19 protein-coding genes are annotated in these 18,769 nt (G+C 61.5%); 8 read left to right on the top strand and 11 right to left on the bottom strand.

Features of this window, described 5'->3' with window-relative positions; genetic code table 11:
- Positions 1-29: 29 nt before the first annotated feature.
- Positions 30-701 (bottom strand): thiopurine S-methyltransferase, encoded by a 672-nt coding sequence (locus tag PSH59_RS08600; RefSeq protein ID WP_305394809.1) that lies wholly within the window; start codon positions 699-701, stop codon positions 30-32.
- Between the two features lie 105 nt (positions 702-806).
- On the opposite strand from PSH59_RS08600, the gene PSH59_RS08595 reads away from it, so the two are divergent.
- Positions 807-1,574, top strand: coding sequence for a class III extradiol ring-cleavage dioxygenase (locus PSH59_RS08595; protein WP_305394808.1), 768 nt, complete (start codon positions 807-809; stop codon positions 1,572-1,574).
- Between the two features lie 70 nt (positions 1,575-1,644).
- Here PSH59_RS08595 and PSH59_RS08590 read toward each other — a convergent pair whose 3' ends face one another.
- A complete protein-coding gene (locus tag PSH59_RS08590; RefSeq protein ID WP_248076343.1) occupies positions 1,645-3,318 on the bottom strand; it encodes a DEAD/DEAH box helicase in 1,674 nt (557 codons plus the stop codon).
- Positions 3,319-3,740: 422 nt separating this feature from the next.
- On the opposite strand from PSH59_RS08590, the gene PSH59_RS08585 reads away from it, so the two are divergent.
- Complete coding sequence (locus PSH59_RS08585; protein ID WP_305394807.1) at positions 3,741-4,532, top strand: crotonase/enoyl-CoA hydratase family protein; 792 nt, start codon at positions 3,741-3,743, stop codon at positions 4,530-4,532.
- Between the two features lie 52 nt (positions 4,533-4,584).
- On the opposite strand, the gene PSH59_RS08580 is transcribed toward PSH59_RS08585, so the two are convergent.
- Positions 4,585-5,340: a spermidine synthase gene (locus PSH59_RS08580; RefSeq protein WP_305394806.1), complete on the bottom strand. Its 756-nt coding sequence runs from the start codon at positions 5,338-5,340 to the stop codon at positions 4,585-4,587.
- Positions 5,341-5,463: 123 nt separating this feature from the next.
- Here PSH59_RS08580 and PSH59_RS08575 point away from each other — a divergent pair, with 123 nt between their 5' ends.
- Entirely contained in the window at positions 5,464-6,810 is a 1,347-nt protein-coding gene (locus PSH59_RS08575) for a class II 3-deoxy-7-phosphoheptulonate synthase (protein WP_305394805.1), read from the top strand.
- On the opposite strand, the gene PSH59_RS08570 is transcribed toward PSH59_RS08575, so the two are convergent.
- Together PSH59_RS08570 and PSH59_RS08565 are read right to left on the bottom strand one after the other, a co-directional pair.
- Complete coding sequence (locus tag PSH59_RS08570; protein ID WP_305394804.1) at positions 6,800-8,047, bottom strand: winged helix-turn-helix domain-containing protein; 1,248 nt, start codon at positions 8,045-8,047, stop codon at positions 6,800-6,802. The genes PSH59_RS08575 and PSH59_RS08570 overlap by 11 nt on opposite strands.
- A gap of 45 nt (positions 8,048-8,092) precedes the next feature.
- On the bottom strand, positions 8,093-8,299 hold the full coding sequence (locus PSH59_RS08565; protein WP_248076355.1) for a DUF1127 domain-containing protein: 207 nt from the start codon (positions 8,297-8,299) through the stop codon (positions 8,093-8,095).
- Positions 8,300-8,369: 70 nt separating this feature from the next.
- On the opposite strand from PSH59_RS08565, the gene PSH59_RS08560 reads away from it, so the two are divergent.
- Complete coding sequence (locus PSH59_RS08560) at positions 8,370-9,251, top strand: LysR family transcriptional regulator (protein WP_305394803.1); 882 nt, start codon at positions 8,370-8,372, stop codon at positions 9,249-9,251.
- On the opposite strand, the gene PSH59_RS08555 is transcribed toward PSH59_RS08560, so the two are convergent.
- Positions 9,241-9,990: a sulfite exporter TauE/SafE family protein gene (locus PSH59_RS08555; protein WP_248076360.1), complete on the bottom strand. Its 750-nt coding sequence runs from the start codon at positions 9,988-9,990 to the stop codon at positions 9,241-9,243. The genes PSH59_RS08560 and PSH59_RS08555 overlap by 11 nt on opposite strands.
- A 110-nt stretch (positions 9,991-10,100) precedes the next feature.
- Between PSH59_RS08555 and PSH59_RS08550 the strand changes: the two genes are divergently transcribed.
- The 3 genes from PSH59_RS08550 to PSH59_RS08540 all read left to right on the top strand — a co-directional run bounded on the left by PSH59_RS08550 (position 10,101) and on the right by PSH59_RS08540 (position 12,145).
- Positions 10,101-11,051 (top strand): LysR family transcriptional regulator, encoded by a 951-nt coding sequence (locus PSH59_RS08550; RefSeq protein WP_305394802.1) that lies wholly within the window; start codon positions 10,101-10,103, stop codon positions 11,049-11,051.
- Between the two features lie 80 nt (positions 11,052-11,131).
- Positions 11,132-11,584 (top strand): MarR family winged helix-turn-helix transcriptional regulator, encoded by a 453-nt coding sequence (locus PSH59_RS08545; RefSeq protein WP_305394801.1) that lies wholly within the window; start codon positions 11,132-11,134, stop codon positions 11,582-11,584.
- Between the two features lie 141 nt (positions 11,585-11,725).
- Positions 11,726-12,145, top strand: a complete 420-nt coding sequence (locus PSH59_RS08540; protein ID WP_010176159.1) for an organic hydroperoxide resistance protein — start codon at positions 11,726-11,728, stop codon at positions 12,143-12,145.
- Positions 12,146-12,191: 46 nt separating this feature from the next.
- On the opposite strand, the gene PSH59_RS08535 is transcribed toward PSH59_RS08540, so the two are convergent.
- The 5 genes from PSH59_RS08535 to earP all read right to left on the bottom strand — a co-directional run bounded on the left by PSH59_RS08535 (position 12,192) and on the right by earP (position 18,257).
- Positions 12,192-13,304, bottom strand: a complete 1,113-nt coding sequence (locus tag PSH59_RS08535; protein ID WP_305394800.1) for a tryptophan 7-halogenase — start codon at positions 13,302-13,304, stop codon at positions 12,192-12,194.
- The gene (locus PSH59_RS08530) at positions 13,304-15,568 is read right to left on the bottom strand and encodes a LodA/GoxA family CTQ-dependent oxidase (RefSeq protein WP_305394799.1); all 2,265 of its coding nucleotides are present in this window, start codon (positions 15,566-15,568) and stop codon (positions 13,304-13,306) included. Before PSH59_RS08530 ends, PSH59_RS08535 begins: the two co-directional genes overlap by 1 nt.
- Positions 15,569-15,724: 156 nt before the next feature.
- Positions 15,725-16,267, bottom strand: a complete 543-nt coding sequence (locus PSH59_RS08525) for a hypothetical protein (protein WP_305394798.1) — start codon at positions 16,265-16,267, stop codon at positions 15,725-15,727.
- 234 nt (positions 16,268-16,501) lie between these two features.
- Positions 16,502-17,074, bottom strand: a complete 573-nt coding sequence (locus tag PSH59_RS08520; RefSeq protein WP_003233368.1) for an elongation factor P — start codon at positions 17,072-17,074, stop codon at positions 16,502-16,504.
- A 49-nt stretch (positions 17,075-17,123) separates the two neighbouring features.
- Positions 17,124-18,257 (bottom strand): elongation factor P maturation arginine rhamnosyltransferase EarP, encoded by a 1,134-nt coding sequence (earP, locus tag PSH59_RS08515; RefSeq protein ID WP_305394797.1) that lies wholly within the window; start codon positions 18,255-18,257, stop codon positions 17,124-17,126.
- 132 nt (positions 18,258-18,389) lie between these two features.
- Here earP and PSH59_RS08510 point away from each other — a divergent pair, with 132 nt between their 5' ends.
- Positions 18,390-18,758, top strand: coding sequence for a hypothetical protein (locus tag PSH59_RS08510; protein ID WP_248076372.1), 369 nt, complete (start codon positions 18,390-18,392; stop codon positions 18,756-18,758).
- The last annotated feature ends 11 nt before the right edge of the window (positions 18,759-18,769 follow it).

Here is an 18,769-nt window from a genome sequence, read left to right as displayed (position 1 = left end):
AATACCAAAGACCGCCGCAGCATCAGGCGTCAGGCAACGATCGGCCGATCCTTTGACAGTCGATAAGCACGCTCATCCAGACGCGTGACGCCATCCTGCACGAACTTCCAGCTCTGGCCCAAGATATCCTGCTCATCGATCACCTGCAGGCTCCAGTGCGCCCCCAGCAGCAGTTTCACTTCCTCATCCGACACGGCAAACGGCGGGCCGGCCTTTTGCGTCTGGTCGTAGTCGAGGGTAATGAGCAACCCCTGGCAGCCAGGCCGCAGGAGGTTGTTCAAATGCTCGGTGTACTGCGCGCGCATCAGTGGCGGCAAGGCAATCAAGGCGGCGCGGTCATAGAGCGCCGTGCAATCGGCCAACGCCTGCGCATCCAGCGCAAAGAAATCACCGCACCACAGCTCAATGGAATCCGCCTGGTACACCTGGAACGGTCCGCACCGGGTAATTCGCGGCGTCAGGTTTTGTTCATCGAAGAATGCCACCACCGCCTGCTCCGACAACTCGACACCGAGCACACTGTGCCCCTGGCTGGCCAGCCACATCAAGTCCAGGCTTTTGCCACACAGCGGCACCAGCACCTTGGCGTCTTCGGCCAGCGCCAGCGATGGCCAGTGCCGTGGCAGGTACGGGTTGACCTCGGGCAGGTGAAAGCCGATTTGATTGCGCGCCCAGCGCTCCTGCCAAAATTTGGGCTCCATGGAACCACCTCCGAAAATTCGATCAAATAGCGCTAAAACTTATATTAGATTTTGATCAATGAACTGAATGAAGATGGGGCCATGTTAACGTTCAGGACCCCACTTATGCTCCCCAGCCTGTTTATCTCTCACGGCTCGCCGATGCTCGCCCTGCAACCCGGCGCCAGCGGGCCGGCGCTGCAACGTTTGGCGGCGCAACTGCCCCGGCCGAAGGCGATTGTAGTGGTGTCGGCTCATTGGGAAAGCAGGGAACTGCTGGTCAGCGGCAGCGCCGCACCCGAAACCTGGCACGACTTCGGCGGTTTCCCTCGCGAGCTGTTTGCCGTGCAGTACCCGGCACCGGGCGACCCGCACTTGGCGGCCGAGATTGTCGAGCGGTTGCACGCCGATGGCCTGGCAGCGCGAGTCGATAACACGCGCCCGTTCGACCATGGCACCTGGGTGCCCCTGTCGCTGATGTACCCGGCGGCCGATATCCCGGTGGTCCAGGTTTCCTTGCCCAGCCGTATGGGCCCGACCCTGCAAACCCGAATCGGGCACGTTTTGGCCGGCCTGCGCGAACACGGCGTGCTGCTGATCGGCTCCGGCAGCATCACCCATAACCTGGGGGAATTGGACTGGCACGCAGGGCCTGAAAGCATTGAGCCCTGGGCACGGGAGTTTCGCGACTGGGTGGTGGAAAAACTGGCGGCCGACGATGAAGCCGCGTTGCATGATTATCGTCGTCAGGCGCCTTATGCCGTGCGCAGTCACCCGAGCGACGAGCACCTGTTGCCGCTTTACTTTGCGCGTGGCGCCGGCGGTAAGTTCAGTGTGGCGCACCAGGGATTCACCCTGGGTGCGCTGGGCATGGACATCTACCGCTTCGGCTGAATCCGACGCAAAAAAAATCCCCGAACCAGTCGGGGATTTTTTATGTGCGATCAATCAGCCCAAGGGCGGATCAATCTTCGCGGTAGCGACGCAGCTTGAGCTGCTTACCGGCAACGCGAGTGTCTTTGAGCTTGGCCAGCAGTTTTTCCAGACCGTCTTCCGGCAGCTCCACCAGGGAGAAGCTGTCACGGACCTGGATGCGACCGATCGCTTCACGTGCCAGGCCACCCTCGTTGAGGATTGCGCCCAGCAGGTTCTTGGCAGCGATACCATCACGCGCACCCAGCGCGGTACGGCAACGAGCACGGCCTTCGGCCAATGGAACCGGAGCACGACGCTCACGATCGCCACGGTCCGGACGGTCGCCGGTACGCTCTGGACGATCACTGCGTGGCGCGCTGTTCGGAACCAGTGGACGCTCTTTCTCGATGGCTGCCAGGGTCAGGGCCTGACCATTGGTGGCTTTGCGCAGCAAAGCGGCAGCCAGGGCACGCGGGGTGCAACCGATATCGGCAGTCAGGCGGTCCAGCAGGTCGCCGTGGGTCGATTCAGCGTCAGCCACCAGAGGGGCCAGGCTGTTAGTCAGTTTCTTGATGCGTGCATCGAGAACAGCCTGGGCATCCGGCAGGCGCACTTCAGCGACTTTCTGACCGGTTACACGCTCAATCACTTGCAGCATGCGGCGCTCACGTGGCGTCACCAGCAGCAATGCACGACCTTCGCGACCCGCACGGCCGGTACGGCCGATACGGTGAACGTAAGACTCTGGATCGTAAGGCATGTCAACGTTGAACACGTGGGTGATACGCGGAACGTCGAGGCCACGAGCAGCAACGTCGGTCGCGACAACGATGTCCAGACGGCCATCCTTGAGGGAATCGATCACGCGCTCACGCTGGTTCTGGGCGATGTCACCGTTCAGCGCAGCGGCTTTGTAGCCTTTGGCTTCCAGGGCACTGGCCAGGTCCAGGGTCGCTTGCTTGGTGCGCACGAACATGATCAGGGCGTCGAAGTCTTCAACTTCCAGCAGGCTCAATACAGCCGAGGTCTTCTGGTCAGCGTGAACCAACAGGTGAGCCTGTTCGATCGCGGTAACGGTCTGAGTCTTGGTCTGGATTTTTACGTGCTCCGGATCGCGCAGGTGGCGTTCGGCAATGGCACGGATCGACTGTGGCAGAGTGGCCGAGAACAGCACGGTCTGACGGGTCGGTGGCAGCGACTTGAAGATGACTTCCAGGTCATCCATAAAGCCCAGCTTCAACATTTCGTCAGCTTCGTCGAGCACCAGGTGGTTAACGGTCGACAGGACTTTTTCGTCACGACGCAGGTGGTCGCACAGACGGCCCGGGGTGGCGACAACGATCTGTGCGCCATTACGGATGGCTTTCAGTTGTGGGCCCATAGGCGCGCCGCCGTAAACGGCCACAACGGTCACGCCTGGCATTTGCTTGGCGTAGGTTTCGAAAGCGGTTGCTACTTGCAGCGCCAACTCACGGGTTGGCGCCAGGATCAGGGCTTGCGGTTCGCGCTTGGCAGGATCGATGCAGTGCAGGATAGGCAGGGCGAACGCGGCGGTTTTACCGGTACCGGTTTGCGCCTGGCCAATCATGTCCTTGCCGGCCATGATGATCGGGATCGATTGCTGCTGAATCGCCGAAGGTTCTTCGTAGCCGGTCGCGATGACGGCAGCAAGAATGTTCGGGTTAAGATTAAAAGCGGCGAAGCCGCCGGTTTCCTGGGTCATGGGTCTGCCTCTAAGTGCATCCGCAAAGACCCATGCTCCAAAGCTGCGCATGCCGTGTTGAGACTCAAGAGTCGCCCTGGCTGCTTTGTCGGCGGGGATTTGCGAAAACGAATGAATGAAAAAGATTCGTCAAGGAAGAGTCCGCTGTGCGGACGTGCAGCCGAAGCTGACTTCGGGGAATTGCGCTACCTAAACGCGGCCCGGTTAAAGGCCGGCGCGCACTATACCGGAAATACCTGAAAAAGGGAGCTTTTTTTATCGCAAAGCGCCGATAAACCGCGCTGCGTCACAGTCTTTGCAGATAACACCGCCAGCGTCTATTTTTCAAAGGCCCGGCCCTGCGGGCCATAACGCTTAAACGTTTCACTCAACGTTCAAGACCTTTGGTCTGAAACCCTTCCCTGCGCCCGAGGGCACACCCGATGAATCAAGCCAGCAGCAGCCGCGTCAGCCGTGAACTCCAGGGCCATGTCCTGCTGTTGGGCCTGGACCGGGTGGCCAAGCGTAATGCCTTCGATCTGGATTTGCTCAATGACCTGAGCCTGGCGTATGGCGAATTTGATCGAAATGACCAGGCGCGGGTGGCCGTGGTCTTTGCCCATGGCGACCACTTCACCGCCGGGCTCGACCTGGCCAATGTCAGCGCGGTGATGGCTGACGGCTGGCGACCCCCTCTGGGCGGCTGCGATCCGTGGGGCGTGTTTGCCGGGCCCCGCGTGAGCAAACCGGTGATCGTTGCGGCGCAGGGTTACTGCCTGACCATTGGGATCGAACTGATGCTGGCGGCGGATATCAACCTGTGTGCGAGCAACACGCGCTTTGCGCAGATGGAAGTACAGCGCGGGATCTTTCCGTTTGGTGGCGCGACCTTGCGCTTTCATCAGATCGCCGGCTGGGGCAATGCGATGCGCTGGTTGCTCACCGGCGACGAGTTCGACGCCCATGAAGCCCTGCGACTCGGGCTGGTACAGGAAGTGATGGCCAGCGAAGACCTGCTGCCACGCGCCATTGAACTGGCCAGCCGGATCGCGCGCCAGGCACCGCTGGGGGTGCAGGCTACGTTGATGTCGGCGCGTTTGGCGCGCATGGAAGGCGAGACGGTGGCGGCCGCGGCACTGCCGCCACTGGTCGATAAACTGTTCAACAGCGAAGATGCCAGGGAAGGCGTACGGGCTATGATCGAAAAGCGGCCGGGCGTGTTCAAGGGTATCTGAGTGGGTATCGACGCCTCCGCGAGCTTGCTCGCGAAGGCGTCAGAACAGACCACTAAGTTGCTGGGCGAATCACCTTGATCAACGACTGCAACGAGTATCCAAGGCGCGGCGCCAGGGCTTCTGCGCGAGCAGAAAGCGCGTCCTGGTCCAACAGTTGATCCAGCTCCGACGGCACCAGCAGAATCACATTGCCCTCCTTGACCGGCAGTTCCCAGTAATGGCGATGGTACAACCCGCGCAGCAGGGCCGCCCCCAAGGGTTTGCCGTCGTCGGTGGCCCACTGGTTGATCACCAGCCAGCCGCCGGGGTTGAGCTTTTTCTGGCAGTTTTCCAGGAAGGTCCAGGCCAGGTGGCCGACACCGGGGCCAACATCGGTATAGAGGTCGACGAAAATCAAATCAGCCGGCTCAGCGGTTTCCAGCAACGCCAGGGCATCGCCAATACGGATGTACAGTCGCGGATCATCATCCAGCCCCATGAACTCGATGGCCAGACGCGGCACATCGGGGCGCAGTTCGATCGCTTCGACGTCTTCGAGCGACAGAAACTTGAGGCAGGCCTGGGTCAGCGTACCGGCGCCCAACCCGAGGAACAATGCGCTCTCGGGCTGTTCATGGCACAACGCGCCAATCAGCATCGCGCGGGTGTAGTCGTACTCCAGCCAGCTCGGGTCGGCGGTGAACACGCAGCTTTGCTCGATGGCATCGCCGAACTCGAGAAAACGGTAATCCGCCACTTCGAGCACACGGATCATGCCAAAGTCATCATGGACCTCGGCCAGCACGCGCTCGACACGCTCCTCTGTCATCACTGCTCCTAATGAGTTGCCGCACGGCAAAGGCGCGATTGTCGGCCAACCGGCAGCAGCAGGTCACGCACTAATTGCTGATAACATTGGCGCCCGACCGTCAATCAGCCAATCGAGTTCATGATGAGCCAACCCTGGAGCCCCGACAGCTGGCGCGCCCTGCCGATCCAGCAACAACCCCAGTACCCGGACTCCGCACACCTGTCCCAGGTGGAGCAGAGCCTGGCCAGTTATCCGCCGCTGGTGTTTGCCGGGGAAGCCCGCGAGTTGCGCCGTCAGTTTGCCGAAGTGACCCAGGGTCGCGCCTTCCTGTTACAAGGCGGCGACTGCGCCGAGAGCTTTGCCGAGTTCTCCGCCGCGAAAATCCGCGACACGTTCAAAGTGCTGCTGCAAATGGCGATCGTGATGACCTTCGCCGCGGGCTGCCCGGTGGTGAAAGTCGGGCGCATGGCCGGTCAGTTCGCCAAGCCTCGCTCGGCCAACGACGAAACCATCGACGGTGTCACCCTGCCCGCCTACCGTGGCGATATCGTCAACGGTATCGGCTTCGACGAAAAAAGCCGTGTGCCGGACCCGGAACGTCTGCTGCAGTCCTACCACCAGTCCACCGCCACCCTCAACCTGCTGCGCGCCTTCGCCCAGGGCGGTTTCGCCGACCTGCACCAGGTGCACAAGTGGAACCTGGACTTTATCGCCAACTCCGCCCTGGCCGAAAAATACAGCCAACTGGCCGACCGCATCGATGAAACCCTGGCATTCATGCGCGCCTGTGGCATGGACAGTTCGCCGCAACTGCGCGAAACCAGCTTTTTCACCGCCCACGAAGCGCTGCTGCTCAACTACGAGCAAGCGTTCGTGCGCCGCGACAGCCTGACCAACGACTACTACGATTGCTCGGCCCACATGTTGTGGATCGGCGACCGCACCCGTCAGTTGGACGGGGCCCATGTCGAGTTCCTGCGCGGGGTGAACAACCCGATCGGGGTCAAGGTCGGCCCGAGCATGAACCCCGACGACCTGATCCGCCTGATCGACATCCTCAACCCGGACAACGACCCCGGCCGCCTCAACCTGATCGCGCGCATGGGCGCCGGCAAGGTCGGCGACCACCTGCCGAACCTGCTTCGCGCGGTGCAGCGCGAAGGCAAGCAAGTGCTGTGGAGCTCGGACCCGATGCATGGCAACACCATCAAGGCCAGCAGCGGCTACAAGACCCGCGACTTTGCGCAGATCCTTGGAGAAGTGAAAGAGTTCTTCCAGGTGCACCAGGCCGAAGGCACCTATGCTGGCGGGATTCATATCGAGATGACCGGGCAGAACGTCACCGAATGCATCGGCGGCGCTCGGCCGATCACCGAAGATGGCTTGTCGGACCGCTACCACACCCACTGCGACCCCCGGATGAACGCGGATCAGTCGCTGGAACTGGCGTTCCTGATTGCCGAGACGTTGAAGCAGGTCAAACGCTGAGAACCCCTGAGGCTTGATGAGTGCGTGTTGTGGCGATGCGCAACCGCGCGGCACTTGGCCGCTGGCAATTGAGCTGGACCTGCTCGAGGCCCAGCCAATCGGCCATTTGCCGCAGGTTCAGCGCCAGCGCCAACATGCCCTCGTCATCCAACCCCGGCTCCTCTTCGTGCACCGCGTGCACCGCCAGGCGCCCTTTGGCACGCTCGGCACGCACGTCGACCCGTGCGGCGATGCGCTCGTTATGCAAAAACGGCAGCACGTAGTAGCCGTACACCCGCTTCTGTTGCGGGGTGTAGATCTCCAGCCGATAGCGGAAATCGAACAGACGCTCGGTGCGACTGCGCTCCCAAATCAGTGAATCGAACGGCGACAGCAACGCACTGGTCGCTACCTTGCGCGGCACTTTAGGCGCGGGCAGGCAATACGCCGGCTGCTTCCAACCCTGCACCCGGCATGTCATTAATTGGCCGTCTTCGACCAACTCGGCCAAGCGACTGCGACTGTCGGCGGGGTCAAGGCGGAAGTAATCACGCAGGTCTTTTTCGCTGCCCACGCCCAGGGCGGTGGCGCTGTGCAGCAGCAGGCCGCGCTGGGCCTCAGCCTCCGTCAGAGGGGCGTGTTGAAGGATGTCGCCAGGAATAACCCGCTCGGGCAAATCGTAGAGACGTTCAAACCCGCGCCGCCCCGCGACGGTAACCAGGCCGGCGGCAAACAGCCATTCCAGCGCGTGTTTCTCATCACTCCAATCCCACCACGGGCCCGCGCGTTCTTCGCGGGTCGACAAACTGCCCGCGCCCAGTGCGCCCTGCTGTTCAACGGTCTTCAGTACCCGCTGGATAATCCCCTGCTGCTCGCGACCGAACCGCGCCATCTGCGCATAGATCCCCTGCCCCTGCCGGGCCCGCGCCATACGCCAACGCATCAGCGGGTACAACGCCATGGGCAGCAACGACGCCTCATGCCCCCAATATTCGAACAACGACCTTCGCCGGCCCTGGCTCCAGGCCGCCTGCTCAAGGAGCAACGGGGAGTAATTGCCCAACCGGGAAAACACCGGCAGGTAATGGGAACGCACCACGGCATTGACCGAATCGATCTGCAGCACGCCCAGGCGCTCGATCATGCGGTTCAGCTGCGCGGCCTTGATCAGCGCAGGCGCCTGGCGCCCGGAAAAACCCTGGGCCGCCAGCGCCATGCGTCGCGCTTGCTTAAGGGAAAAACACAGGTCGACGGGCATGGGCATCTCCTTGATTGCTCGCGGCCTACCCTACTGCATCCTCGGTCATTTGCGCAGCGGATCTTCCCAGAAATGCCGATGAGTCTCGTGCGCCACATCGGCACGGTTGAGACCGATGTCCTTGAGCGCATCGTCGCTCATGCTCGCCAGCAGTTGGCGTTCGCGGTGCACGATCTGCCACCGGGCAATCGTTTGAAACAGCCCGAGCAGCGGCCGCTTAGCCATCAACACAAAACCTTTTTGACCTTTCATCTTCTCGCCCTCCCGTGGGGATGACGAAAGTGTGTGCCCCGCACTATGATCAATCCAACGAATGTTTCTTATGAAATACATCTCGGAGATTGATCAATTGCCAGGCTACCCGAGTATCGACACCGACGTGCTGCGCACCTTCGTCGCCATTGCCGACCAAGGCGGTTTTACCCGCGCGGGCGAGCAGGTCAACCGCACGCAATCGGCGGTGAGCATGCAAATGAAACGCCTGGAAGAAGACGTGCTGCAGCGCAAGTTGTTCGAGCGCGATGGTCGTCAGGTGCGGCTGACGCCCGAGGGCCAGGTGTTGCTGGGCTATGCGCGGCGCATCCTGAAACTGCACAGTGAAGTGTTCAACACCTTGCGCGAGCCGCACATGGTCGGCCTGGTGCGCATTGGTACGCCGGATGACTACGTGATGCGCTTTCTGCCGGGGATACTCAAGCAGTTCTCCAAGGCCTATCCGCTGATCCAGATCGAGCTGCATTGCGAATCGTCCGGCGTATTGATGCAACGACGCGACCTGGCGCTGACCGTGATCAGTCGCGAGCCCGGCAAGGAAATCGGCGAACTGTTGCGCACCGAGCGCATCGTTTGGGCAGCGGCGCCGTGCTTCTGCATGGACGAGCACGATGCCCTGCCCTTGGCGATGTCCGGTGCCGACTGCGTCTACACCCAGTGGGCCTGCACCGCGCTGAAGACCGCGGGGCGGGACTATCGCATGGCCTATCACAGCACCAACGTGGCGGCGATTCAGGCGGTGGTCAGTGCGGGCCTGGCGGTGATGATCAGTATGGAAAGCCTGGTGACGCAAGACTTGCGCGTGCTGGGCAGCAACGAGGGTTTCCCGCCGCTGCCCTCGATGAACCTGCACTTGCTGCGCAACCCGGCGATGACCTCGCCCATCACCGACTGCCTGGCCGAGTACATCCTTGAAGGCTTCAGACTTTGAATGTCAGCATCACCGCACACACCACCAGAAAGCCGCAGAACAGCCCGCGCAACAGGCGTTCAGGCAAGGCGTGGGCCACTTTTACACCCCAACTGATACTCAGCAGGCCGCCGACGGCCAAGGGTATGCCGATCATCCAGTCGACCTCTTGGTGCCAGGCGTAAGTGATCAGGGTCACCCCGGTGCTGGGCAGCGCCAACGCCAAGGACAGCCCTTGGGCGACCACTTGGGTGGTGCCGAACACGCTGGTGAGTACCGGTGTGGCAACCACCGCACCGCCGACGCCGAACAGCCCGCCCATGGAGCCCGACACCGCGCCCAACACGCCCAACCACGGCCAGGCGTAGCGCATCTGCGCAGTCGGCGGCGCATTGCGGGTGAACATGCGCAAAAGGTTGTAGGCCGACAGCGCCACCAGAAACGCGATAAAGCCAATGCGCATAACACCGGCATCCAGGCCCACGGCCCAGATTGAACCCAGCCAGGCAAAACTGAAGCCCATCACCCCCAACGGCAGTGCGTGGCGCAGTTCAATGCGGTTGCGCTGGTGATAACGCCACAGCGCGAGCATCACATTCGGCACCACCATCACCAGCGCGGTGCCCTGGGCGATTTGCTGGTCAAGGCCGAACAGTACGCCGAGCACCGGGATGGCGATCAACCCGCCACCAATGCCAAACAGCCCGCCCACCGTGCCCAAGGCAGCCCCCAACACCAGATACATCACTAAGTCCCACACCGCTCGTTACTCCGTATTACCAATGGGCCTCATGCTACGCAGTCGGCTCTAGCGCGGAAACGCACAGCAACGCACAATGGCTGTGCCAATCTCGCATAAGCGCAGCCCCGATGAACCCCAATACTCTCACCGATCAGTTGAGCCTGTTTCTCGATGTGCTGGAAACCGGCAGCTTTTCCGCCGCCGCACGCAGGCATCCGCTGACGCCTTCCGCCGTGGCGCGGCGCATCGACAGCCTGGAAAGCTCGGTGGGCAGTCGCTTATTCCAGCGCAGTACCCACGCGGTGGTTGCCACACCCGCCGGCCTGGCGTTCGCCGAACGCGCGCGGCGGATTGTCAGCGAGTTGCAACTGGCACGGGCCGAAGCAGTGTCCCTGAGCCATGCGCCGGAGGGTTTGATTCGCGTGGACGCACCGGCGGCGTTTGGCCGACGGCACTTGGCGCCGGTGATCGCGGACTTTCTGAATGTGTACCCCGGCCTGGATGTGCACCTGCACCTGATCGACAGCTTCGTGGACATGCAGGGCGCGCACCTGGGCAAAGTCGACCTGGTGCTGCGCGCCGGGCATATCGTCGACACCCGGCTGATCGCCACGCCCCTGGCCAGTATCGTGCGCATCGCCTGCGCCAGCCCGGCCTACCTGAAAAGCCGCGGCACGCCGACGCATCCGCGTGACTTGAGCGAACACGACGGCCTGGACTGGGATGGCCTGGCACCGATGTTCGCCTGGCGCTTCGAACTGGACGGGCGCCGCGCCACGTACCGCCCGCAGCGCATCCGCATGAGCGCCAATAATGCCGAAGCCCTGCTCTCCGGTGCGTTGGCCGGGTTGGGCATCGCCCACCTGCCCACCTGGCTGGCCAGTGAATACCTGGTGCGCGGCGAACTGCTGCCGCTGTTTTGCGAAGGCGGTCTGCCCAGCCCGGAAACCACCGGGATCTATGCACTGCGCCTGGAGCAGCAGCCCAATGCACGCAGTCGCTTGTTGCTTGAATACCTCAAATCCCGTTTCAGCCCGGTTCCGCCGTGGGATCTGGCGCTGCAGAGCGGGTTGATTTGAGCGTCCGCCCAAGATTATCTGGCGCATTAAACATTTGCCCGCTAGATTCCAGCCCATAGACGCTTTTTTGAGGCACTGCCATGAGCAAAAATCCTGACCCGTGCGAATCGCTGATGCTGAACAATCAGCTGTGTTTCGCTCTGCACTCCACCTCGCTGCTGATGACCAAGGTCTACAAACCGCTGCTGCAAGCCCTCGGCCTGACCTATCCGCAGTACTTGGCCATGATGGTGCTGTGGGAAGAGGACGGCTTGACTGTCGGTGAAATCAGCAGCCGCCTGCTGACCGATCCCGGTTCGCTCACGCCGTTGCTCAAACGCCTGGAAGCTGAGGGCCTGCTCAGTCGTACCCGCAGCCGCGAAGACGAGCGCGTGGTAGTGGTGGAACTGACTGGCGCAGGTCGCGCCGTGCAGGAAAAGGCCATGGGTATTCCCCAGTGCATCCTGGGTGCCAGCGGCATGGAGCTGGAGCAGTTGCGTAAGCTGCAAGCCGATTTGATTGCCCTGCGCAGCAATCTGCAAGGCGCCGTTTAGCCCTCGCACAAGAGCAGGAAGAACCTCACAAGCGAATATTTTTTAAATTTATCTTGCGCGCTAAACATTAGCGCTATACATTCGCCTCACCAACTACTTAGCGCGCAAACAGTTAGCGCTAAATACAAAGAGGAAAATGCCATGCAAACGCTCTATACCGCAGTAGCCACCGCCACCGGCGGCCGTGATGGTCGCGCTGTTTCCAGCGACAACATCCTCGACGTCAAACTGTCCACGCCAAAAGAATTGGGCGGCGCCGGTGGCCAGGCCACCAACCCGGAACAACTGTTCGCCGCCGGTTACTCGGCCTGTTTTATCGGCGCGCTGAAATTCGTCGCCAGCCAGACCAAACGCAAAATCCCGGATGACGCCTCGATCACCGCTCACGTCGGCATCGGCCAGATCCCCGGCGGTTTCGGTCTGGATATCGACCTGCACATCAGCCTGCCCGGCCTGGCCCAGGATGACGCACAAAGCCTGGTCGACGCGGCTCACCAAGTCTGCCCGTACTCCAATGCCACCCGCGGCAATGTCGATGTACGCCTGCATGTGACGGTCTGATTTACAGGCCAAAAAAATCCGGAATCTGATGAGGATTCCGGATTTTTCATACCTGCGATATGCCCTGCCGTCGTTGCCAAAACGCTTGATCCGGCCAGCGGCGCTCCTCTTCATACCAGCCGCGCAAATGGGCCGAATAAGCCGCCTCAATGCGGTCCAGCTCAGCCTGGTAACGCCCAGCGGCGGCACCATCGCCCGCTAACTGAGCATGAATCGCCTCGGCACCGGCCAGCCCGGTGTAGAGCGCATTGAACAAACCCTGCGCAGACAAAGGATCAAACGACAACGCCGCGTCGCCTACCGCCAGCCACCCTGTGCCTGTGGCCTGTTCCAACGCTGCCCCATGCGCCGCACAAAACCCAACGGACCCAGTGGCGCTGAACCCGTATGCCGCCAATGTGCGACTCAGTTCCGGCACATGCTGTACACGCGTGAGCAGCCTCTCGGGGTGATGCGCAGAAGCGGCAGCGTCCAAATCGGCGTCGGTGTAAAAGGACAGCAAGCGACGGCCATTCGGCAAGGGCGACGTGTACCACCAGCCCTGCGCTTCGGCGTGCAATTCACTGATACCGCCCGCGCAACCGTCCCTCCCGAATAACCAGCCACACACCAGCTTGTCCCTGGCCTTGCGCTTGTATCCCAGTTGCCTGGCAAACGCGCTGCTGCGCCCACTGGCATCAACCACAAAACGTGCACTCAGCGTCAGCCGCTGATCGCCGCGTTGCAGTTCGAGGTGCCACGGCATCTCACCGGCAAGACTGCGCACAGACACCAGCCGTGTGTGCGTCAACGCCCCTGCCCCGCGCGACTGGGCGACCTGGCGCAACCACGCGTCAAACAGCCTGCGGTCGAGGTGCCAACCATGGCCGTCCAAATTGCCCATGGCGTGCTGCTCCCACATCCGGGCGCCGCCCCACGCGCCACGGCTGGCGTGACACGGGGCATGGTTCTGCTGCAAAAACGCTTCCAGCAAGCCCATGTCCCGAAACAACCGCCCCGCCGCAGCGGGCAGCGACTCACCCACACTCGCGCCCTCCCCGTCGCCCTTGTCCACCATCAAGACATGACAAAACGGCGCCAGGTTCAGCGCCAGCGAACACGCTGCGGGACCACTGCCCAGCACTACCACATCGGCATGCACGCCGGCCGCCAATGCCATCAGCCGGGCAGGCCCCGTGGAAAACGCTGGGCCTTCTCGATGGTCATGATGTCCACCGATTCTGCACGCGGCCCCGCCAGGGCACCGACCTGCAAACGCAGCGCCTCATGACTGGCCGAATGCGGGCTGGCGGTCGGGTTGGGCATATCCTTGATCGGCACGTGTTGGTCCTCCACCTCAATGTGGGCCGGGAAATGCTCGCGGTCGCTGGGCCCGGCGTGCACCTCTACGACCCCCAGGTGATCGAAGTGGTGAATCATATTGTTGATCTGGTCGGTGTAGCTGGTGGCCCCCAAAGGCTCGATCCAGGAGGCCCGGTTGGCGAAGGCAGCCAGGCGCTCGCCGAGGGGCTTTTTTTCGTCCATGACAACGTCGTAGTTCTGCCGGGTCAATACCTGATTAGGCACCCGCGCCGGCCAGAACGAGGGCACGTAGGGGTCATAGTTTTTGTCATAGCCCGAACGGCAGCTGGCCGAGTCGGTTTGCCATGGCACCGCCATCCAGCGGGTCAGACCACCGGCCTGCTGACCACAGAGCGGGCCGTTGGTCAGGCTGATCGCGGCGTACGTGATGACCTCGCCCAAGGCCGGGGCAATCCAGCCGTCCAGGGCATGGGCAAAGCGAAACGGCGCCATGTACATCGTGGCGGTGCGCACGGGCCAGGTCATTTCACAACCGGGGTGGAAAGCGTCGGCCAGGCAAAAGTCCAGCGCCGCCTTGGTCAGCGTATCGCCTTGCAGGGCCAGCGGCACCTCATCGAGGCTGCGCGGCGCGACGCGATCGGCAGCATAGTCCTCCACGAAATTGCCCCGTGCCCACTCCGCCAACATGGCCAACTGCGTGTCACTGAGCGAGGCGTTTTGTCGAGGTGTCTTGGCTGCCGGCACATCCATGGCGTCACCGTACAGCCATGGCCAGGGCTTGGGCGACCAACTGTCCACGGCATCATTACGGAACTGGTTGGCAATGGTGCGCCGCAGTTCGACATACACCGGGCTGGCACTCGACAAGCGCGCCAACGCTTGCGCGCTGGTCAGATCATTTACGCCCTTCCAGCCAAACCCGGATGCGAAGCCGGCATTCACCCATTGCAGGCCGGCCAGCCGTTCGAAAATCGGCAATATGTCGAACGTGAAGCTGGGACGCATCGGCATCGGCAACGTACCAGCCTTGATGGCGACATCGCGCATCAAGTCCCACATGGTGCGCACCGACTTGCGTTGTGGCCCATAGTTAGGCGGGCCGACGATAACCCACGCGGGGTCAACCAACAGGGGCTGCCCGTCGTAGATCACCTCGGCATTGACCGGCCCGTCCGACGTATCGTCGTACCAACCCTCGTTGTTCGCGAACGTGATCGCGCGGCTATCGTCGCAAGCGCCTGCGGCACCATGGCCCCCCAGCACGATCAGGCGGCCCTGTTCATCGGTAAATGTTTCGCCCAGGTACACCGGCTTGCCCATGAAACGGCCATCGTCGAACTTCTTGGGCTTGGCATTCTTGCCACTGACCACCTTCGCCTTGGGAGTAATGGCTAACTGTGTGCGGTCGGCAATGCCGGCATTGCGCAGTGTCGTTGGTGGCGCCGATGCAGCCTCCGGAATATCCAACGCAAGCTGGAAGCCATACCAGGCTGACTTGGTGTTGGCCAATTGCACCTGCCAGCGGATCTTTGCGTTATCCGGGGTGAGTTCACGCACAATGTCGCCCAGCACGTTTACGCCATACACCCGAAAGCGCGCGGCCTGGCGCTTGAGTTGTTTCTTTGAATCGCGATAAAAACCGGCGGCGTGATGCGGCGGATCACACACTTCAGGGCCCACAAACCACTCCGACTCGCTTGAACCGACGCGCGCCACGCCGATTGAGGGGTAGATCACCGCTTTGACGATGCATTGATCCTTGGCGCCCACCTCGCCCAAGCCGCTGATCGAGGATTGGGTGGCGGAGTAAGGGCACGCCGCCGGACGGGCTTGAGGTGGATCCTGCAAACCCTGGCCATTGGCTTCATGCCGCGCGCGCGCGCCTGCGGCGTAGACGACTTTGCGGGCTTCGGCGATCGAGCCCACCGGTGCCTGCTCCGGGGGCAGGCGCCAAATGTTAAAGGCCAGCCCTTGCCCGTATTCCGCCTGGCCACGCTGGGCCACATCCTGTTGCGACAGGGTCAGTGTGGCGACATGCACAAACGGGCTTTCGCTTTCCGGCCACTCAACGGTTGCCTCATCAAGCGGCATGCTCTGCGCATCGGTGCGCAACTGCACCATGAAACGGAATTTATATTCGCGCTGCGCAAGGCGACGGCATAGATCGACGCCCAGGTAATCGGTTTCGTTGTTGGGGACGTTTTCCGGCGGGGTTTCGGGGTCGAGGCGAAATTTGACGTAGCGTTTGCTTCCCGAATGAAACGGCAGAATGGCCCATTACTGAGTGGTCAGTACGCTGCCTTCGACCTTGTCGCCCATGCGGTTAAGGATGTCGTGGGTCTTGGGGTGTTTTTTCAGGTAGCCGGGGTAGTCCTTGAGCACGGTACCGGCGTAGGTGAACTCGACCATTTCCTTGGCGTTGTCGACAAAGAAGATCGGAAAATTCTGCATGATGAAATCGGCGGTATCGCCCTCGTCACCCAGGGCCTTGGGGCCAGGGACGCCAAACAACTTGATGCCGATCCCGACAGTGCTGCCCAGGTCCGGTGAGGTGGGTGTGGTATCGCTGGAAAAACGGACCCAGGCGTCAAGGCTGTCGTGGGCGAATACCCCCACTTTCAGCTTGGCCGGGATGTTCTTTTCCATCACCAGACGGGCACTGGCCACGCCATGCAGCTTGCGAAACACCGCGCGCTCGGCCGGGCACTGGCCGAGTTGGATACGTTTCTCCTGGCCTCCTACAAACATTTCGGTGAGCCGTTCGGGGGCTTGATCGGCTTTATCGAAGGCGTGCGGCGTCGGATCAGCTTCAATGCTCATCATTATTCTTCCTTATGGCTAACTCACCGGCACGGACCGGAGCGAGCGGGGGCCTGCCCTTCACTGCTGCGAGTGAAGGCAGTTCGCCACTAACCATAGTCGAGTATTGAAAAGATGCACTGAGGCCGACGAGAGGGCCAAAAAAACGGCGAAAAAAATCCGGCGTCTTTTCAGACGCCGGACTCTTGTGCAGCCCGAGGCGCGGGAACCACGCCTTCAGGGCAGCGGCCAGAATTACTTCTTGGCGCGACCTTTGTACGAACCACCTTCGCGGGTGTCGATTTCGATCAGGTCGTCGATTTCGATGAAATCGGCCACTTGCAGTTCGGTACCGTTAGCCAGCTTGGCAGGCTTCATCACTTTGCCCGACGTGTCACCGCGAGCGGAACCTTCGGTGTAGGCAACCTTACGCACGATAGTGGTCGGCAGCTCTACGGAAACCAGACGCTCTTCGAAGAAGATGGCTTCGCAGACGTCGTCCATGCCTTCTTCCACGAATGGCAGAACGGCTTCGATGTCTTCAGCGTTCAGCTCGTACATGGTGTAGTCGGTGGTGTCCATGAACGTGTAGGTGTCGCCGCTGATGAACGACAGGGTCGCTTCTTTGCGGTCGAGGATCACGTCGTCCAGTTTGTCATCGGCGCTGTAGACGATCTCGGTCTTGTAACCGGTCAGCAGGTTCTTCAGCTTGGTCTTCATGATTGCGCTGTTACGACCAGACTTGGTGAACTCAGCTTTCTGAACCAGCCAAGGGTCGTTTTCGAGACGGATCACTGTACCGGGTTTCAGTTCTTTACCAGTTTTCATTGCATATATCCGAAATTTGGATGGGATTTACAAAAATCAAGGTGGCGTATCATATCCAACTTTCATAAAACTGTACCAGCGCCGTCGCAAGATCGGCCTGCAAGGCCTGTTCCAGACACCACCTTTGGGCGTGCTGACTCACCTCCGGCCAGTGCTCCAGCAGCAATTTCCACGGCTGCGCCACCTCGCCCTCGGTGTTCCAGGCTTGCCACAGCGTCACCAATGCAGCGCTGGCGGCGGGCGACAAGTCTTTGGTGTACAGCGCCAGGAAAGCATCGAGCTTGTCCAGGTGGATGTCTTCATCCTGTCGGTAGATGTGCCACAGCAACGGCCGCCCGGCCCACTGGGCGCGGACAAATGAGTCTTCGCCGCGCACGGCGTTGAAATCGCAGCACCACAGCAAGTGGTCATAGTGCGCCTGACGCACGAACGGCAGCACTTGCACGGTCAGGGCATCGCGTTGATGCACGTCGCCCGCGGCCAACGCCGTCACACCGAGCCAGCGCTGCACATCCCCGAGGATGCGCCCCTCGGGCACCAATAGATGAGTGGCACGCCCGTCCGTCGACAAGGCGTCCAGCCAACCGGCAAGGCCGGCATTTTCGTAGGCAAACAGTGAAAACAACCGCGCACCGGCTGCCGGAAATACACCCAACCCCTGCAGGAATTGTCGCTGCGCTGCGGCGTCCGCCTGAAACGCCTGACGCTGCTCAATCAACCCGGCCTCACGTAACAGACCACCGGTACCGGCGCGGAAACCAGGGAAAAAGAAGTACTTCTGCACCCCCTTGAACTTCACCGACGGCAGGCGATGGCAGCCCACCACCCAGTCTTCGGCACTCAGGTAGTCGAGGTTCATCCACAACGGCGTGCGCTCACGCGCGGCCATGGCTTCCATATAGTCAGGGGGCAGCTGGCAGGCGAAGGCGGCGATCACCACATCGGCGGCCGGCGTAGCCGACCACTCGGCCGGCCAGTGGCGCACCTCGACACCGTCCTGCCATTGTTGGGTCGCCTGCACGTCAACCTCGGGGCACATGCGCTCGAACGCGCGCAGGTCATCGACCCACAAGCGCACCTCACAGCGGTGCTCGACCACCAATTGCCGGGCCAGGCGCCAGGTCACGCCGATGTCGCCGTAGTTATCGACGACGCTGCAAAAAATATCCCAGCGGGCTTTCATTCCGGGCTCCAACGCTCAAAGGCTCGATTGTCCGCATAAATGCACGGATGCAGAAGGCTCTATCGCGATTATTCTGCACAGTGGCTGTGCGACAATCGCCGCCACGCCATCAATGCCTGCCAGGAGGCCATCATGTCCGGACGTCCGTTGTCGTTGTTCAAGCTCAGTGCAGCCGTGGCTTTTGGCCTGTGGCTGGGGTTTATCGCCATTGTGCTGACCGCCTGGCTGGCATCGCGTTACCTGTTCCCGCAGAGCCTCGCGCCCGTGGCTCAGGCGGTCCAGCAGTTGGGCAAGCCGGCCGTCGCGGCGCCCGAGCCGCCCAACCGTATGTTCGAGCAGTACCAGCAGAACCTGCAAAAACAGGAACAGCAACAAACCCTCGATCAGGCGCGCGACAACGCACGCAACCTGTCGAACCCCAAATGCCAGTTCTGGCTGCAACAGGACAGGAACGCGCCGAATGAAAAGAGTCGGGCCAATGTCCTGCAATTCTGCGATTGATGATCAAGCAC

The sequence above is a fragment of the Pseudomonas sp. FP2309 genome, from assembly GCF_030687575.1.
Classification (GTDB): domain Bacteria; phylum Pseudomonadota; class Gammaproteobacteria; order Pseudomonadales; family Pseudomonadaceae; genus Aquipseudomonas.
This window is presented reverse-complemented; position numbering and strand designations above follow the sequence as displayed.

Bases quoted from the DNA above. Each gene is read 5' to 3' on its own strand.
- PSH59_RS08510 (WP_248076372.1), top strand. From the start codon at position 18,390: ATGTCCGGACGTCCGTTGTCGTTGTTCAAGCTCAGTGCAGCCGTGGCT.
- PSH59_RS08530 (WP_305394799.1), bottom strand. From the start codon at position 15,568: ATGGTGCAGTTGCGCACCGATGCGCAGAGCATGCCGCTTGATGAGGCA.
- PSH59_RS08595 (WP_305394808.1), top strand. From the start codon at position 807: ATGCTCCCCAGCCTGTTTATCTCTCACGGCTCGCCGATGCTCGCCCTG.
- PSH59_RS08565 (WP_248076355.1), bottom strand. From the start codon at position 8,299: ATGAAAGGTCAAAAAGGTTTTGTGTTGATGGCTAAGCGGCCGCTGCTC.
- PSH59_RS08575 (WP_305394805.1), top strand. From the start codon at position 5,464: ATGAGCCAACCCTGGAGCCCCGACAGCTGGCGCGCCCTGCCGATCCAG.
- PSH59_RS08600 (WP_305394809.1), bottom strand. From the start codon at position 701: ATGGAGCCCAAATTTTGGCAGGAGCGCTGGGCGCGCAATCAAATCGGC.
- PSH59_RS08520 (WP_003233368.1), bottom strand. From the start codon at position 17,074: ATGAAAACTGGTAAAGAACTGAAACCCGGTACAGTGATCCGTCTCGAA.
- PSH59_RS08585 (WP_305394807.1), top strand. From the start codon at position 3,741: ATGAATCAAGCCAGCAGCAGCCGCGTCAGCCGTGAACTCCAGGGCCAT.
- PSH59_RS08550 (WP_305394802.1), top strand. From the start codon at position 10,101: ATGAACCCCAATACTCTCACCGATCAGTTGAGCCTGTTTCTCGATGTG.
- PSH59_RS08545 (WP_305394801.1), top strand. From the start codon at position 11,132: ATGAGCAAAAATCCTGACCCGTGCGAATCGCTGATGCTGAACAATCAG.
- PSH59_RS08570 (WP_305394804.1), bottom strand. From the start codon at position 8,047: ATGCCCGTCGACCTGTGTTTTTCCCTTAAGCAAGCGCGACGCATGGCG.
- PSH59_RS08560 (WP_305394803.1), top strand. From the start codon at position 8,370: ATGAAATACATCTCGGAGATTGATCAATTGCCAGGCTACCCGAGTATC.
- PSH59_RS08535 (WP_305394800.1), bottom strand. From the start codon at position 13,304: ATGGCATTGGCGGCCGGCGTGCATGCCGATGTGGTAGTGCTGGGCAGT.
- PSH59_RS08540 (WP_010176159.1), top strand. From the start codon at position 11,726: ATGCAAACGCTCTATACCGCAGTAGCCACCGCCACCGGCGGCCGTGAT.
- PSH59_RS08525 (WP_305394798.1), bottom strand. From the start codon at position 16,267: ATGAGCATTGAAGCTGATCCGACGCCGCACGCCTTCGATAAAGCCGAT.
- earP (WP_305394797.1), bottom strand. From the start codon at position 18,257: ATGAAAGCCCGCTGGGATATTTTTTGCAGCGTCGTCGATAACTACGGC.
- PSH59_RS08590 (WP_248076343.1), bottom strand. From the start codon at position 3,318: ATGACCCAGGAAACCGGCGGCTTCGCCGCTTTTAATCTTAACCCGAAC.
- PSH59_RS08580 (WP_305394806.1), bottom strand. From the start codon at position 5,340: ATGACAGAGGAGCGTGTCGAGCGCGTGCTGGCCGAGGTCCATGATGAC.